The organism is Micromonospora sp. WMMD961 (assembly GCF_029626145.1).
Lineage (GTDB): Bacteria > Actinomycetota > Actinomycetes > Mycobacteriales > Micromonosporaceae > Micromonospora.
In genome coordinates this window covers 4465596-4480266 of sequence record NZ_JARUBJ010000002.1, presented here as the reverse complement: position 1 = coordinate 4480266, position 14671 = coordinate 4465596, and the positions used below count along the sequence as shown (strand labels likewise).

General features: G+C 71.8%; 13 protein-coding genes. 8 read left to right on the top strand and 5 right to left on the bottom strand.

Annotated features, from left to right (window positions below; all coding sequences use genetic code 11):
* The first annotated feature begins 7 nt into the window (after nt 1-7).
* The 4 genes from O7614_RS20295 (at nt 8) to O7614_RS20280 (ending at nt 4541) form a co-directional block, all read left to right on the top strand.
* Nucleotides 8-1036, top strand: a complete 1029-nt coding sequence (locus O7614_RS20295; protein WP_278140054.1) for a hypothetical protein — start codon at nt 8-10, stop codon at nt 1034-1036.
* Between the two features lie 190 nt (nt 1037-1226).
* Nucleotides 1227-2432, top strand: coding sequence for a low temperature requirement protein A (locus tag O7614_RS20290; protein ID WP_278140053.1), 1206 nt, complete (start codon nt 1227-1229; stop codon nt 2430-2432).
* Nucleotides 2433-2588: 156 nt separating this feature from the next.
* Complete coding sequence (locus O7614_RS20285; RefSeq protein WP_278140052.1) at nt 2589-3485, top strand: acetyltransferase; 897 nt, start codon at nt 2589-2591, stop codon at nt 3483-3485.
* 75 nt (nt 3486-3560) lie between these two features.
* Nucleotides 3561-4541: an alpha/beta fold hydrolase gene (locus O7614_RS20280; protein ID WP_278140051.1), complete on the top strand. Its 981-nt coding sequence runs from the start codon at nt 3561-3563 to the stop codon at nt 4539-4541.
* Nucleotides 4542-4595: 54 nt separating this feature from the next.
* On the opposite strand, the gene O7614_RS20275 is transcribed toward O7614_RS20280, so the two are convergent.
* Nucleotides 4596-5135, bottom strand: a complete 540-nt coding sequence (locus O7614_RS20275; protein WP_278140050.1) for a DUF308 domain-containing protein — start codon at nt 5133-5135, stop codon at nt 4596-4598.
* A gap of 232 nt (nt 5136-5367) precedes the next feature.
* Here O7614_RS20275 and O7614_RS20270 point away from each other — a divergent pair, with 232 nt between their 5' ends.
* Together O7614_RS20270 and O7614_RS20265 are read left to right on the top strand one after the other, a co-directional pair.
* Nucleotides 5368-5970 (top strand): VOC family protein, encoded by a 603-nt coding sequence (locus tag O7614_RS20270; protein ID WP_278140049.1) that lies wholly within the window; start codon nt 5368-5370, stop codon nt 5968-5970.
* Nucleotides 5971-6077: 107 nt separating this feature from the next.
* Nucleotides 6078-8801: a LuxR family transcriptional regulator gene (locus tag O7614_RS20265; RefSeq protein ID WP_278140048.1), complete on the top strand. Its 2724-nt coding sequence runs from the start codon at nt 6078-6080 to the stop codon at nt 8799-8801.
* A 15-nt stretch (nt 8802-8816) separates the two neighbouring features.
* On the opposite strand, the gene O7614_RS20260 is transcribed toward O7614_RS20265, so the two are convergent.
* The 3 genes from O7614_RS20260 to O7614_RS20250 form a co-directional block, all read right to left on the bottom strand.
* Complete coding sequence (locus tag O7614_RS20260; protein ID WP_278140047.1) at nt 8817-9734, bottom strand: NADP-dependent oxidoreductase; 918 nt, start codon at nt 9732-9734, stop codon at nt 8817-8819.
* A gap of 87 nt (nt 9735-9821) precedes the next feature.
* Nucleotides 9822-10199: a nuclear transport factor 2 family protein gene (locus O7614_RS20255; protein ID WP_278140046.1), complete on the bottom strand. Its 378-nt coding sequence runs from the start codon at nt 10197-10199 to the stop codon at nt 9822-9824.
* Nucleotides 10200-10210: 11 nt separating this feature from the next.
* A complete protein-coding gene (locus O7614_RS20250; RefSeq protein ID WP_278140045.1) occupies nt 10211-11314 on the bottom strand; it encodes an aldo/keto reductase in 1104 nt (367 codons plus the stop codon).
* Between the two features lie 108 nt (nt 11315-11422).
* Here O7614_RS20250 and O7614_RS20245 point away from each other — a divergent pair, with 108 nt between their 5' ends.
* Nucleotides 11423-12028 (top strand): TetR/AcrR family transcriptional regulator, encoded by a 606-nt coding sequence (locus tag O7614_RS20245; protein WP_278140044.1) that lies wholly within the window; start codon nt 11423-11425, stop codon nt 12026-12028.
* Nucleotides 12029-12087: 59 nt separating this feature from the next.
* On the opposite strand, the gene O7614_RS20240 is transcribed toward O7614_RS20245, so the two are convergent.
* Nucleotides 12088-13680, bottom strand: a complete 1593-nt coding sequence (locus O7614_RS20240) for a tannase/feruloyl esterase family alpha/beta hydrolase (protein ID WP_278140043.1) — start codon at nt 13678-13680, stop codon at nt 12088-12090.
* Nucleotides 13681-13825: 145 nt separating this feature from the next.
* On the opposite strand from O7614_RS20240, the gene O7614_RS20235 reads away from it, so the two are divergent.
* The gene (locus tag O7614_RS20235) at nt 13826-14566 is read left to right on the top strand and encodes an alpha/beta fold hydrolase (protein ID WP_278140042.1); all 741 of its coding nucleotides are present in this window, start codon (nt 13826-13828) and stop codon (nt 14564-14566) included.
* Nucleotides 14567-14671 lie beyond the last annotated feature (105 nt).

Below are 14671 nucleotides of genomic sequence, written 5' to 3'. Positions count from 1 at the left end.
GAACCAGATGGCACACGCGTACCCGGATCCGCCCTTCGGTCGACCCACGGAGCTCAGCCGGCGCGGGCTGTTGCGCGGTGCGGCGCTGCTCGGCGCCGCCTCCGCCGCCGGTGGTGTCGGTGCCCTGCTGCCGGGTGCGCCAGCCCTGGCCGGGCCGGCCGGTTTTCCCAGCTACCGGTACGTTCGCGACGCGTTCGACCGCCCGCTGGCCTACAACCCCACCGGAGAGACGATCTTTCCCTGCGTACGCGGGGTCTACGACAAGATCAGCGGCGCCAAGGGCCGCTACTACCTCTACTACGCCCCACACGACGCACCCGGCGGGATCTGCCTCGCCTACGCCGACCGGCTGGAGGGCCCCTACACCGAGCACCCCGGCAACCCCGTCGTCGACCGGGTGCTACCGACCACGACGGTTAGCCACGTCTCGTCGCCGCACGTCGTCTGGAACGCCTCCAGCAGGGAGTTCTTCCTCTACTTCCACGGTGAGAACACCACCACCCGGGTGGCCCGCTCCCGAGACGGCATCAGCTTCACCGACGAGACGCCGATCCTGAGCACCCGGCTCGTGCCGAACACCACCGAGACGTCGTACGCCCGGGTGTTCGAGCACCGGGTGACCGGGCTGAACAACAAGTACGTGATGCTCTTCATGGGCTTCCACACTGTCCAGCCCGGCACCCGGAAGATCTTCTGGGGCTGGTCGCCGAACGGCTGGGACCAGTGGCAGTTCGCCCCGGAGCCGCTGATCTCACCGGCCGGTGACGGGCTCAGCGACATCTCCGCGCCGCATCTGCTCACCCGCAACGGCACCGCGTACGTCGTCTACCACGGCGGCGACGGGCGGATGCACCTCACCGAGGTCGGCAACGCCTTCGACCGGGAGGTGCACCTCGGGGTGTTCCACAGCCCGATCGCGTCCGACAACGGTCGGGTCGCGTCGCCCAGCTTCGGCACCGACGGCGGGGTGAGCTACATGATCTACGAGGCGGGTCCGCGCCTGGGTGCCAGGATCTGCGTCGCCCGGGCGGTCTGACCGCTCGTCACCCACCACCGGGTATCCGCCATCGACGACGCAGGCCCGCTAAATATGGATAAAATACGCGGATAGCGGATCGAGCGGGACTGGTCGGCGAGGAGGCTCGGGGACGATGGCAACGGAACAGGGTCGCCACAGTGGTGTGCCCGTGCCGGCGGCCCTGGCCGGCTGACCTGACCCGCCGTCCGTGCTGACGCGCGCCGGGTTCCCTCGTGGGCTCGGGGACAGCCGGAGCACGAGTTCGGCAACCGTCCTGGAACTGCTGTTCGACATCGTCTACGTCTTCGCGCTCGCCCGCCTCGCCGGGCGGGTCGCGGACGACCTGACCATCGTCCGACACACGCTGCTGTCCGAGGCGGGCCAGACCGTCCTGTTCTTCACCGCGATGTGGATGATCTGGTCGCTCAACGCCCTGCTGTCGAGCACCTACGACCCGCGGCGTCCCGATCTGCAGGCCGTCCTGCTGGCGACGATGTTCGGCACGCTGGTGCTGGCTGTCACGTTGCCACAGGCATTCGGCCAACGCGGCGTAATTTTCGCCTGCACCTACGTCGTCATCCAGGTCGGCCGACCGATCTTCCTGGTGTTCGCCCTGCGGGGCCACCCGGGTCACGCGTTCGCGCTGCGGGTGCTGACCTGGCACACGGCGTCCGGCGTGCTCTGGATCAGTGGCGGCATCAGCGGTGGCCTCGGTCGGGGCATCTTCTGGACCCTCGCCCTCGCCATCGAGTTGGTCGGCGCGGCCACCGACTGGCCCCTGCCCTGGCTTCGCAGCAGAGGGCTCGGCCGCATCGGGGTGACCGTCTCCCAGGAGCATCTCGCCGAGCGGTACAACCAGTTCTTCATGATTGCTCTCGCCGAGGTGGTGCTCGAAGCTGGCGCGGCGGTCAGCTTTCCGGGCTTCACCACCGGGGGGACCATCACCCTCGTCGCCGCGTTCGTGACGGTCGTGGCGTTCTGGCGGATCTACTTCTACCACGTCGGGTCCGGTCGTGCCCCGACCGCGAGCGGGCAGGGGGTCCAGCTGTCCCGGTGGGCGAGCTACAGCCTGCTGTTGATCGTCGGTGGCATCATCTGCACCGCCGTCGGCTTCGGGCAGATCATCGAAGATCCGCATCCGCCGATCGACTGGGCCCTGGTGGCCATCGTCTTCGGCGGCCCGGTGCTGTTCCTGATCGGGCGGAGCTTCCTGGAACGGGAGAGCCGCAACGCACCGCGCTGCCGGGCGCTGTTCTTCGGCGCGACGGTGCTGGTCGTGGCGGCCCCGCCGATGGTGCTGGTCCCGCCAGTCGCCGTGGCTGCCGTCGCGGCGGTGATCCTGGCGGGCATCACCGTCTTCGACCAGCGAGCCCACCAGCGCGGGCGTGGGCCGGAGACCAACCCGACGCTGTGACGAACCATTGCGGGCCGTCGACCGTCCCGCGTATGGTCGTCGGCACGCCGTCGAGCTGGAAGGAGGTCAGAACAATGTCCGATGTTCTGCGCCCCCTCCGCGCTCCGGCGTCCGCGCGGATCTGACCCGGGGCGCTCGCTTCCCGGAGGCCCAGCCATGACCGATCTCGTCATCCGTCCGCTCGTCGCGGGCGAGGAAAACCTGTTCGACTCCATGCCCGATCCGCTGCCCCAACTCCGCCAGGTCCCCTACGCCGACGGAGTCGCCGGCGGCGGCTACCGTCCCGAGACCACCTGGGTCGCACTGCGCGCCGACCGGGTGGTCGGCCGGGCCGCCTGGCTGCTCCCGCCGGGCGCGATCGGCGCCCCCTGGCTGGACCGGTTCGACCTGGACGCCGAGCCGGAGGTGGGCGCCGCGCTGCTGCGCGCCGCCCACGAGGCACTCGGCGGTCCCGGTCTGTACTACGCCGCCCTGCCGGCGCACTGGCGGCGTCGACCCGAGGTGCTGGCCGTGGTGCGGGCACCGATGGCCGCCGCCCAGCTCGCCGGGCTGGTCGAGCGGGGGGAACGGATCCGGTGCTCCTGGACGGGCACACCCCTGCCGGCGTCCTCCGGGCGGTACGCCTTCCGAGCGCCGGTCGACGCGGCGGAGATCAACGCCATGGTCGCCCGGATCGCCGAGCCCGACGTGCTGACCGGCGTCGAGACCGCACGAGCGGTCGGCGGCGTCGACCTGGCGACCGACCCCCTCGGTTGGTTGGGGGATGCGGTGCAGGGGTGGCGGGTCGCGCTGGAGGCCGGCCGGCCGGTGGGCCTGCTCGGCACCGCCGGAGACGCCTGCTACCCGCTGCTCGCCTATCTCGGCCTGCTCGACGAGGCGGCCCGGCCCGACCTGCTGGCCGAGGCGGTCCGGGTGCTTGTCGCCGGAGGTGCCCGGGAGGTCATCGCCGACGTCGAGGCGCACCGGGTGGCGGTCCTGGCGGAGCTGGAACGGACCGGATTCCGGCAGTTGCGTACCCGGGTGACCTTCGCACCGCCGAACTCCCCGGAATAGCCGAGCGGGGTGCGCCCTGTCACCGGGGCGCACCCCTCGGCCGGCGTCGGCCGCCGTCAGTGCCACCATCTGCCCATGCCGGAGATCATCGCGTTCGTCGTCGTCGGCGGATCGGCGCTGGTCGTGGCGGCCGTCGCCGGGCTCTGGCTCTGGCCGGTGCGTCGTCCTGGCCGCCGCCTCGCGCCCGCGCAACCACTCGACTTCGACACCGCCGTCCGTGCCGCCGAGGCCCACGTCGCGAACGAGACCACGGACCCGGAGGTCCGGCCGGAGTCGCGAAGCCGCCTGCTCAGCCACGGCTCCCGTACCGACCGGGCCGTCCTGCTGCTGCACGGATACACCCTCGCGCCGGAGCAGTACGACGAACTGGCCCAGGAGTTCTTCGACAGTGGCTACAACGTCTGGGTGCCACGGGCCCCGCAGCACGGGACCGTCGACCGGCAGGCCCACCACCGGGTCGAGGCCGAGGAGCTGACGACGTACGCCGCGCAGGCCTGGGCGATCGCGGCGGCCCTGGGCGACGAGGTGGGCGTCGTGGGGATCTCCGGCGGTGCCGTGCTCGCCACCTGGCTGGCCCAGGTGCCCGGCGCCGCCGTACGCCGCCTGCTGGTGCTGTCGCCGTTCTTCGGTCCGAATCCGCGACAGGCGCCGGCCTACGCGGTCAGACCCCTCATCCTGCTGTACGGGCGTCGCGTCCTCCGGGACCGGGTCACGTCGCGCGGGTACTCCCTCGCCGCCGTCACCCAGTACCTGTCGATCGCCCGCACCCTGCCGCGCCCGCCTCGACGCACCGGCCTGCGAAGCGTGGCGGTGGTGGTCAGCCCGCTCGACGGCGTGGTGGACCTCGAAGCGGCAGTCGACGTGCCACGCCGCATCGCCGACGCGAACGCGATACCGCTGCGGGTCTGCACCCTGCCCGAAGCGCTGGGCGTCGAACACAACACCCTCAACCTCGGCACCGACGGCGACGAGTGGCGGCGGCGGTACGTCGCGCTGTACGAGGGTGAAACTGCGCCGACATCCGGACTCGCCGGCAGGACCAGCGCCGGCCAGTGACCGTCGACGACGCCGTGGCGGCAGGTGAAACCCCGCCCCCACGGCGTCGGTCGGTCAGACCCGGACGGTCTGTCGGCGCTGCCGCCAGGCGAGGCTCGCGGCTTGCAGAACGAAGAAGACACCGCCGGCCGCGGTGTAGACGACCAGCATGCTGAGGCTCGGCTCGGCGCCGAGGGCGGCGGGCAGGTAGGTCGCGCCGGCGATGACCGAGAGCGCGCCGGCGATCAGCATCGGCCACTGGCGGCCGAGTTCGGGGCTGTTGCGGCGGATGGCGACGGTGAACTGGGCCACGCCGGAGACGATCGCCCAGACGCCGAAGGTGAAGAGCACGGCGCCGATCCCGCTGCTCGCCGCCAGCCCCAGGGCGAGTGCCGCCAGCGCGCTGAGCGTGGTGTTGAAGATCTGCAGCGTGCGGGCCGGGGTGCCCGGGTCCTCGCGCGCGTCGAGCAGCGAGGCCACCACGTCGATGAGTGGATACGCGATCAGGAGGACCACGGTGATGGCGGTGAGCGAGTCGCTGACGGTCGAGAATCCGGCGGCCCAGGCGATCGCCACGAGGCCACGGACGAGGTAGATGCGAAAGAGGGGAGACATCCGAGTGTCAGCTTTCTGCCGGTCGAGTCGATGACCCGGACAACTGTTCCGGCCGTGCCGCTCGGCCGCCCCAGGGAGACACCCTGGCCGAGGCACTGGCCTCCGACCGACCTGGCTCCGCCGGCGGCCAGGGCGCAGGCCAGGGGTTCTCCCTGGGGCGACCGGTCGGTTCGACGCGCGACGGTGAACACCGGGCGCGAACGGCGTCCGCCGCAACCGAGGAGTGAAGATCGTGGATTTCAAGCTCGAGGTCGTCGTCCTGCCGGTCTCGGACGTGGACCGGGCCCGGGACTTCTACCAGAAGGTCGGCTTCCGGCAGGACGTCGACTACGTCGCACCGGACGGCTACCGCGTCGTGCACTTCACCCCGCCCGGCTCGGCGTCTTCGATCATCATCGGTGACGGGGTGTCCGACGCCGCGCCGGGATCGGTGCAGGGCATCCACCTGGTCGTGGACGACGTGGTCGCCGCCCGCGCGGAACTGGTCGCCCGTGGGATCGAGGTGAGCGAGGTCTTCCACGACTCCGGGGGCGTGTTCCACCACGCCGGCACGCGCGACCGGGTGACCGGCCCGCAGCCGGAGCGACTGTCGTACAGCTCGTTCGCGTCGTTCAGCGACCCGGACGGCAACGGCTTCGTCCTCCAGGAGGTCACCGTGCGGCAACCAGGTCGGATCGCCCACGTCGTCTACGGCTCGGTGCCCGAGGTGGAGCAGGCCCTGCGCGACGCCGCTGCGGCGCACGGCCGGCACGAGGCGGAACTCGGTCACGAGGACGCGGACTGGCCGATCTGGTACGCCGACTACATGGCCCGGACCGCCGGTCTGGGCGCCTGATCTCCAGGCGGTCCCTCGCGCACGAGACGCGCGGGGGACCGCCCTTGAACTGGCCGGACCCGGGATCGGTGATCTCACTCGGTGTACCCTCCGCCGGGGAGGATGACGTGCCGAGTTACACCGAGGGTTCCGCGCTGCGGGGACGCCGACGCGAGCGGGACACGCTCGACCGACTCCTGCGCGACGTCCGCGCCGGGCACAGCCGGGTGCTGGTGCTCCGCGGCGAGGCCGGTGCCGGTAAGAGCGCACTCCTGGACTACCTCAGCGAGCAGGCGTCGGCCGGTCGGGTGACCCGGGCCGCCGGGGTGGAGCCGGAGTCCGAGATCGCGTACTCGGCGCTCCAGCAACTCTGCGCGCCGCTCCTCGGTCACCTCGACAGGTTGCCGGAGCCACAACGGCTCGCCCTCGCCACCGCTTTCGGGCTGAGCCCCGGCGAGCCGCCGGAAGGGCTGCTCATCGGTCTCGCCGTCCTCGGGCTGCTCGCCGAGGCCGCGGCGGAACAGCCACTGGTCTGCATCGTGGACGACGTGCAGTGGATGGACCGCATGTCGGAGGTCATCCTCACCTTTGTCGCCCGCCGACTGGACGAGGAGTCGATCGCGCTGGTCTTCGCCTCCCGCAGCCCGGGGGACGAGCAGATCCTCGGCAGCCTGCCGGAGCTGCGGGTCGACGGGTTGCCGGCCGCGGAGGCGCGGGCACTGCTGGATTCGGTGCTACCCGGGCCGGTCGACGACCGGGTCCGCGACCGGATCGTCGCCGAGACGCGCGGCAACCCGCTCGCCCTGCTCGAGTTGCCACGCGGCCTGACACCGGCGGAGCTGGCGTTCGGGTTCGGCGGACAGGCCGCAGCACCCCTGGCGAGCCGGATGGAGGAGGGCTTCCGGCGGCGCATCACCGCGCTTCCGGCGGACACCCGCCAACTCCTGCTCGCCGCGGCGGTCGAGCCGGTCGGCGACGTGACGCTGCTGTGGCGCGCGGTGGCGCGGTTGGGGGTCGGGCCTGACGCCGCCGCGCCGGCCGAGGCCGCCGGACTGGTCGAGTTCGGGGCGAGGGTGCGGTTCCGGCACCCGCTGGTGCGTTCGGCTGCCTGGCGGTTGGCCGAGGCCGACGAGCTGCGTGAGGTGCACCGTGTGCTCGCCGAGGCGACCGATCCGGATCAGGATCCCGACCGCCGGGCCTGGCACCGGGCCCACGCCGCCGTCGGCCCGGACGAGGAGGTGGCCGGTGAACTGGAGTGTTCGGCCGGTCGGGCGCTCGCCCGGGGCGGTCGGTCCGCCGCCGCGTCCTTCCTCGAGCGCGCCGTCGAGCTCACCCCGGACCCGACGTCGCGTGCCGTACGCGCCCTGGGCGCCGCACGGGCTCGATTCGACGCGGGAGAGCTGAATCAGGTTCCGGACCTGCTGGCGGCCGCCGAGTTGGGTCCACTCGAACCGTTGCAGCGGGCCGGGGTGGAGCGTCTGCGGGCCCAGGTCGCGTTCGCGCTCAATCCCGGACGAGCCGCCGGCCCGCCGCTGCTCGCTGCCGCCGGCCGTCTCCGGGAGCTGGATCGCGCCTCGGCGCGCACCACGTACCTCTCGGCGGTGGGTGCCGCCGTACACGCGGGCCGGCTCGCCGGCGGCGACCTGCGCCGGGCGGCCGAGGCGGCCCGCGGCGTGCCGGCCGGCGACGAGCCGGCCGGCCTGTTCCTGACCGGCCTCACGGCATGGACCCTCGACGGGTACGCGCACGCCGTGCCGTATCTCCGCCGGGCTCTCGAAACGATGACGGTGGACGAGAACCTGCACCTGCTCTGGCTGGCCGGGCCGGTCGCGCACGAGGTGTGGGACGACGCCGCCTGGTTCCGGCTCACCGAGCGGGCGGTCGGCTTCGCCCGGGCCACCGGTGCGCTGTCGCTGCTGCCCACAGCGTTGGCGTTCCGCTCCGGCGCACTGGTGTTCGCGGGTCGGTTCGTCGACGCGGCCGGTCTGCTCGACGAGGCCGATGCCCTCGGTCAGGGCACCGGGATGGCCATGCATCCGTCCGCCTCGCTCACCCTGGCCGCCCACCGCGGCCGGGAGCTGCCCGCGATGGAGCTGATCGACGCCACCGTCAAGGACGCCGACGCGCGTGGCGAGGGTCGCCTGCTCGGCCTGGCCGGCTACGCCAGAGCGGTGCTGGCGAACGGGCTCGGGCAGTACCCGGCCGCGCTGGACGCCGCGCGTCAGGCGACCGAGTACGTGGACCTTGCCGTGTTCAACTGGACACTGGGTGAGCTGATCGAGGCCGCCGTACGCGCCGGAGAGACCGAGGTGGCCGCCGAGGCACGGGAGCGCCTCGCGGAGCGTACCGGCGCGGCCGGCACGAGCTGGGCGCTCGGCGTGCAGTCCCTCGCCGACGCCCTGACCGCAACGTCGGGGAGGGCCGAGGACCGGTACCGGGAGGCGGTCGAGCGGTTGACCGGCGGCCAGCTCGGTGTGCAACTGGCCAGGGCCCGCCTGCTGTACGGCGAGTGGCTGCGCCGGGAGAACCGCCGCACCGACGCCCGGGTCCAGCTGCGTGCCGCGCACGAGGCATTCGCCACCATGGGGGCGGAGGGCTTCGCCGAGCGGGCGAGCCGGGAACTGCTCGCCACCGGCGAGACCGTCCGCAGGCGGACCCTCGGCGAGCCGGTCGAGCTCACCCCGCAGGAGGCGCAGATCGCCCGACTCGCGGTAGCGGGGCAGACCAACCCGGAGATCGGTGCCGCGCTGTTCCTCAGCCCGCGTACCGTCGAGTGGCACCTGCGCAAAGTGTTCACCAAGCTCGGCATCGGGTCGCGCCGTGAGCTGGCGGCGGCCCTGCGCGACCGCTGACCGCAGGCCGCTCACCTAGTGACTGAGCACGACCTTGCCCGACAGGCGGCCGGCGGCGTGGCGGCGGTGCACCTCGACGATCTCGGTCATCGGGAGGCGCTCGCTGACGCCCGGTGAGATCCCGTCGGCATCCACCCGGCGGGCGATCTCGTTGAGGTGGGCGGGATCCCAGCGGACGGTCATGACCATCGCGCGCACCGCGTGGCGGCGGTCCGTCGCCGGGGACGAGGTGATCGAGACCAGACGGCCCCCCGGCTGAACGAGGGCGACGAGCCGACTCAAGCCGGACCCGTCGACGGGTGCCGTGTTGAACACCGCGTCGACCGGCTCGGTCAGCCGGTCGACCGTGTAGTCCAGGATCTGGTCGGGACCGGCCGACTGGGCTGCCGTGATGCTGGCCGGACCTGCCACGCCCACGACGGTGGCCCCAGCCAGCTTGGCGAACTGCACGGCCAACCGACCGACGCCACCGCCCGCGCCGTTGACCAGGATGCGCTGGCCGGGCCGGACCCGCAGGTGGTCGTGGATGCCCTGCCAGGCGGTGAGCCCGGCGATCGGAAGGGCGGCGGCGTCGGCGAGCGGGATGCGCGTCGGCGCGGGAACCACAGTCGCCGCCGGAGCGAGGGTGAACTCCCCGGTGGCGCCGTCCGCCGGTCGCGGCAGGGCCGCGATGACCCGGTCGCCGACCGCGTGGCTGGTGACACCCGGGCCGAGTTCGACGATCGTGCCGGCGACGTCGGTGCCAGGGATGTGCGGCATCCGGACGGGATGGGAGTGGTGCAGGACTCCGGCTCGGATGACGGCGTCCGCCGGGTTGAACGACGTACCGGCGACCTTGATCAGGACCTCGCCAGGTCCGGGGACGGGCACCGGTGCCTCCTCGTAGCGGAGCACCTCCGGTCCGCCGTACTCGTGCATTCGGATGGCGTGCATGTCTTCCTCCATGGGGGTTTGCGGCAGAAGGACGGCCCGCGGCCACGACCCCGGCTACGGGTTCGTGGCCGCGGGCCCGCGGGCGGGTCAGCCGGTGACGAGCTTCTGGGCGTACTCCGGGTTGGTGTAGTCACGCCAGGCGGCGATCTTGCCGTCCCGGATCTCGTAGATCGCCATGTTCATCACCGGGGCGACCGGTCGGCCCGGCAGGCCGAGACCGTGGACCTGTTCGGCGATCACGACGTCGCCGTCGACCGCCTGGTGCACGGTCGCGAAACGGATCTCCGCGAACGTCCCGAAGACGCCACGCCACACCTCCACGACCGCGTCCCGACCGTGCACCGGCTGGTCGCCGTACGCGTGGAACACGACCTCGGGGTGCAGGTAGGGAACGAGGCGGTCCGCGTCCTTGGTGTTGAACGCCTCGACGAACTCACGAACCAGGGTGTCGTTGCCCTGTGCCATGTCGGGTCCCTTCACTTGGTGGGCTGGGTGGCGGCGTTGAGCACCGGCGGGGCGTAGCCGGCCGGCTTGTCACCGATGCCGAGGCCGGGGCTCACCACCCAGGACTGGTACTGCGGGGTGAACATGCCGTACGGCAGCCCGAGGTTCGGGGCGCTGGCCTCGTCGAGCCGGCGACGGGCGTCGGCCGGGATCTCGAAGTCGAGCGCCTCGAAGTTGCCGCCGACCTGCTCGGCGCTGCTCGCCCCGATGATCACCGAGCCGACGGCGGGCTGGGTGACCACCCAGTTGATCGCGACCTGCGCCATGCTGCGACCCAGGTCGGCGGCCACGTCCTCCAGCGCCTCGATGACCTTCCAGTCGTTGGGGCTGATCTCCCGACCCGCGGCGTTGGGGGTGGTCAACCGTCCGGTCCCGCTCAGGCCCTCGCTGGTGCGTCGGTACTTGCCGCTGAGCAGGCCGCCGCCGATCGGGCTGAACGCCGTGATGCCCAAGCCCAGGGTCTGGGCCATCGCCACGTACTCCGCCTCGATGTCCCGCATGACCAGGGAGTACGGCAGCTGCAGATTGATCATCGGGGCCAGACCGTGCGCCTCGGCGTAGCTCTGCGCCCGGGCCGCGTACCAGGCCGGCACGTCGGAGAGCCCGGCGTACCGGATCTTGCCGGAGCGCACCAGGTCGTCGAGGGTGTGCACGACCTCCTCGACCGGCGTGATCCGGTCCCAGGTGTGCAGCAGGTACAGGTCGATGTAGTCGGTGCCGAGCCGGCGCAGCGACGCCTCGACGGCCCGCATGACGTGCTTGCGTCCGTTGCCGCTGGCGTTCGGGTCGCTCGGGTCGACGGTGTTGGTGGCCTTGGTGGTGAGCACGAGCCGCTCGCGGACGCCGGCCTGGTCGATCAGGCGGCCCAGGATCTTCTCGCTCTCCCCGGCGGTGTAGAAGTCCGCCGTGTCGATGAAGTTCCCGCCCGCCTCCAGATACCGGCGGAAGATCGGCTCGGCCTCCTCCTCGGTCTTGCCGTACGCGGCGTGGAAACCGTCGACGCCGAAGTTCATCGTGCCCAACGCCAGCCGGCTCACCCGCAGACCGGACCGCCCGAGCAGGTAGTAGTGGTTCATCGTGGTGCCCTCCCGATCGTGGTGTCGGCCCGCAGCGGGCCGCGCGTTGCCGACTTTTGCTCGACAAAAATGGACCCGCAAGTCCAAAGCTTGGGCTAAGGTGGTGCCATGACACGCCTGTTGACCCGCAAGGGCGCAGCGACCCGCGCGCGGATCGTGGCTGGCGCGGCCGCCGAGATCCGCGAGCGCGGCGTCGACGACGTGCGCCTTGAGGACGTGATGGCTCAGACCGGCACCAGCAAGGGCCAGCTCTTCCACTACTTCCCCGACGGCAAGGAGGAATTGCTGCTCGCGGTGGCCCAGCACGAGGCCGACCAGGTGCTCACCGACCAGGAGCCGATGCTGAGCAACCTGACGTCCTGGCCGGCCTGGCTGGCGTGGCGCGACCGGCTCATCGAGCGTTACCTCGCGCAGGGGGTGAAGTGCCCGCTCAACGGTCTGCTCGGTCAGACCGGCCGGCGGGCGCCCGGCGCGCAGGCGATCGTGACCGGGCTCATGTGGCGCTGGCAGGCGGCGATCACCGAGGGCATCCGACAGATGCAGGCGACCGGGGACATCGCCCCGGACGTGGACGCCGAGCGCGCCTCGGCGGCGCTGCTGGCCGGCATCCAGGGGGGCGTACTGCTGCTGCTCTCCACCGGGAAGATCGATCACCTCGAGGCCGCCCTCGACCTCACCATCGAACGCCTGCAAGCGAGCGCCCGCACCGCCTGACGGCCCGGTCGGCGGCGGCCCGGAGCGCGATCGCTCCGGGCCGCCGACCTCAGCTGTGCTCAGGCGGTGACGCAGCGGTAGTTCGCCGCCGCCTTCGGGTCGCCGTGACCCGTGAAGCGGGCCACCTGCGGGTACCGACAGGCGTTGCGGGTGACGCTGCCGTCGGCGCTCGACGTGGCGAGGGTGGCCGGAGCCTGGCCCTTCTCCACCCAGTTGACCAGTGCGTCCAGCTCACCGGTCGGCTGGGGGCCGGGGCCGCCGCCGCAGTGGGCCACGCCGGGCAGCAGGAACAGCCGGTAGAAGTCGTCGACCCGGCGGTTGCCGCCGGACACCCGGTTGACCCGCTCGCGGTAGTCGACGGTGCCCTGGGTGGGCACCAGTTGATCGGCCTGGCCGTGCCAGCTGAGCAGCTTCCCGCCGGCCCGGGCGAACGCGGACAGGTCGGGATCGTCGGTGCCGATGACGTCGTTGTAGCGCTGCTGGGACTCCCGGAAAATCTGCGCGAACCGCTGGTAGGTCAGCTTCGTGGTGTCGAACGAGGGATCCCGCTGCACGAAGTACTTGACCCAGGTGTCGGCGACGGTGAACGGCTCGCCCGCTTTCGCCAACCAGTCGAAGGTCGCGCCCTTGTTCGGGCCGTACCAGAGCTTCTCACCGGTGGGGGAGACCGGTCCGGCCCAGATCTTGCGGACCGCGTCGGCGGTGGCGGCGGAGATCGTGATCTCCTTGCCCTCGCAGACGACAGTGGTGCCGATCAGCCGCCGGGCGTCCCAGTGGCAGTCCTGCGGGTTGTCGATGATGCCGTCGGCGACCCCGTCGAGAGTGTCGCAGGCCTTGGTCGCCGCGGTGTTGAACGCCTCAAGCTCACACTGGGTGGGCTGGACCTTTTCCTCGTTGAAGACGACCTGCGGCCACAGCGTCGCGACCGCGAACCGGTCCCAGTTGACCGCCGGCGCGTCGGCCAGGATGCCCTGGAAGTCGTTGGGGTGGTCCTGGGCCTCCAGGTAGCCCTGGCGGCCGCCGGTCGAGCAACCGTTCCAGTACGCGTAGCGCACCGGGGTGCCGTAGAACCTCTTGGCGACGTCCTTGCCGACGACGGCCATGTCGTGCAGCGAGCGGGAGGCGAAGTTCTTCAGCAGAGGTTTGTTGACAGTGCCGGCCGGGGTGAGCGCCCAGCCGCTGACGTCGGCCGGATTCTGGCCGATACCGGCGTCGGTGGCGGCGGCGACATAGCCGTTCTTCACCGCGCTCACCAGCGGGGCGCCGAAGTCACCGGCGAGGTAGGCGCTGCCCCCGGTGGCCTGGAACCGACCGGTCCACCGTCGCGCATCCTGCGGTAGCGAGATCTTGACCTGGACGTGGTCGTCGGCACCGGGGTGGGCCAGGGTGACAGTGATGTCGCACCAGGCAGGCACATCGGTGATCGGCGGCGGTGCGTCGAGCGGGGGTACGGCGGGGAACGTGACGGTTCCGCCTGCGTGCGCGACCGCCGTGACCGACTCGACCTTGGCGCCAGCGGGCGGGGCGACCGGCACGGCCGCACACCTCGTCGCGGAAACCGTGCCGCTGTCGCCCGCGTCGGCGGCCATCGGCAGCAGTACGGCCGACAGCGGTACGGCAGCCGCCATCAACATGATCAGTCGTCTTCTCATGCCTGTCACCCTCGCCCGGGCCGACGATTCTCACCCCAGGGAGACTCCCTGGGGTGAACCCTGGCCGTATGGAGCCGCTCTTCCTTTCGCCGCCACCTCACCTTCGGGCGGTACCGCGAGACCGGGACGCAGGAAAGGCGCGGAGATGAATGACGACGAGCACCGCCCACCGTTGGTGCTGCTGCACGGCCTCACGTTCGACCGGCGACAGTGGGATCCGGTCCGGCGTGCGCTTGCGGTGATCGATCCGGCCCGGCAGGTGCTCGCTCTCGACCTGCCCGGTCACGGCGATTCACCGAGGAGAGCCTCGTACCGGATGGCCGAGGTCGCCGAGGTCGTGCACGACCAGGTGACCGAGGCGGGTCTCGCCGAGCCGGTCGTGGTGGGGCACTCGGTGGGCGCGGTGGTCGCCACCACGTACGCGGCCCGCTACCCGGTCCGTGGCGTGGTGAACCTGGACCAGATCCTGCTGCCCGGCCCATTCGGTGCTGCCGTACGCCAGTCCGAGCCGACACTGCGTGGCCCGGACTGGCGGCGGGTGTGGGACGGCATGCTGGCCGGGATGGGCATCGAGTCGTTGCCGGCCGAGGCGCGTGAGATCGTGACGACCGCCACCGATCCCCGGCCGGATCTGTTGCTCGGTTACTGGGGCGAGATCCTGCGAGGATCTGACGAGGAGATCGCCGCCGCGCGGCACCGCGATCTGCGATCCATCGGCGAGCGGGCGATCCCCTACCGCTGGGTGACCTCGTCCGAGCCGCCGGCCCGCTACCTGGCCTGGCTGACCGGGGCCCTGCCGGAGGTTGAGGTGACCCTGCTGCCCGGCAGCCACTTCCCGCACCTGGCCGAGCCGGCGACGATCGCCCGGCTGGTGGCGACCGGCTGAGAGCGGTCGGTCGAGCACGTCGGCGGGAACGACGGCAGCGGAGGCTGCCCCCGGCCGGCGAGTTATTCTTGCGCCCGAGTTGCCGGAGATCGGAGCAGGCGTGGC

What these genes read in the sequence shown, in the direction of transcription:
- O7614_RS20295 (WP_278140054.1), top strand. Translation starts at nt 8, where the DNA reads ATGGCACACGCGTACCCGGATCCGCCCTTCGGTCGACCCACGGAGCTC.
- O7614_RS20285 (WP_278140052.1), top strand. Translation starts at nt 2,589, where the DNA reads ATGACCGATCTCGTCATCCGTCCGCTCGTCGCGGGCGAGGAAAACCTG.
- O7614_RS20280 (WP_278140051.1), top strand. Translation starts at nt 3,561, where the DNA reads ATGCCGGAGATCATCGCGTTCGTCGTCGTCGGCGGATCGGCGCTGGTC.
- O7614_RS20275 (WP_278140050.1), bottom strand. Translation starts at nt 5,135, where the DNA reads ATGTCTCCCCTCTTTCGCATCTACCTCGTCCGTGGCCTCGTGGCGATC.
- O7614_RS20260 (WP_278140047.1), bottom strand. Translation starts at nt 9,734, where the DNA reads ATGCACGCCATCCGAATGCACGAGTACGGCGGACCGGAGGTGCTCCGC.
- O7614_RS20255 (WP_278140046.1), bottom strand. Translation starts at nt 10,199, where the DNA reads ATGGCACAGGGCAACGACACCCTGGTTCGTGAGTTCGTCGAGGCGTTC.
- O7614_RS20250 (WP_278140045.1), bottom strand. Translation starts at nt 11,314, where the DNA reads ATGAACCACTACTACCTGCTCGGGCGGTCCGGTCTGCGGGTGAGCCGG.
- O7614_RS20245 (WP_278140044.1), top strand. Translation starts at nt 11,423, where the DNA reads ATGACACGCCTGTTGACCCGCAAGGGCGCAGCGACCCGCGCGCGGATC.
- O7614_RS20240 (WP_278140043.1), bottom strand. Translation starts at nt 13,680, where the DNA reads ATGAGAAGACGACTGATCATGTTGATGGCGGCTGCCGTACCGCTGTCG.
- O7614_RS20235 (WP_278140042.1), top strand. Translation starts at nt 13,826, where the DNA reads ATGAATGACGACGAGCACCGCCCACCGTTGGTGCTGCTGCACGGCCTC.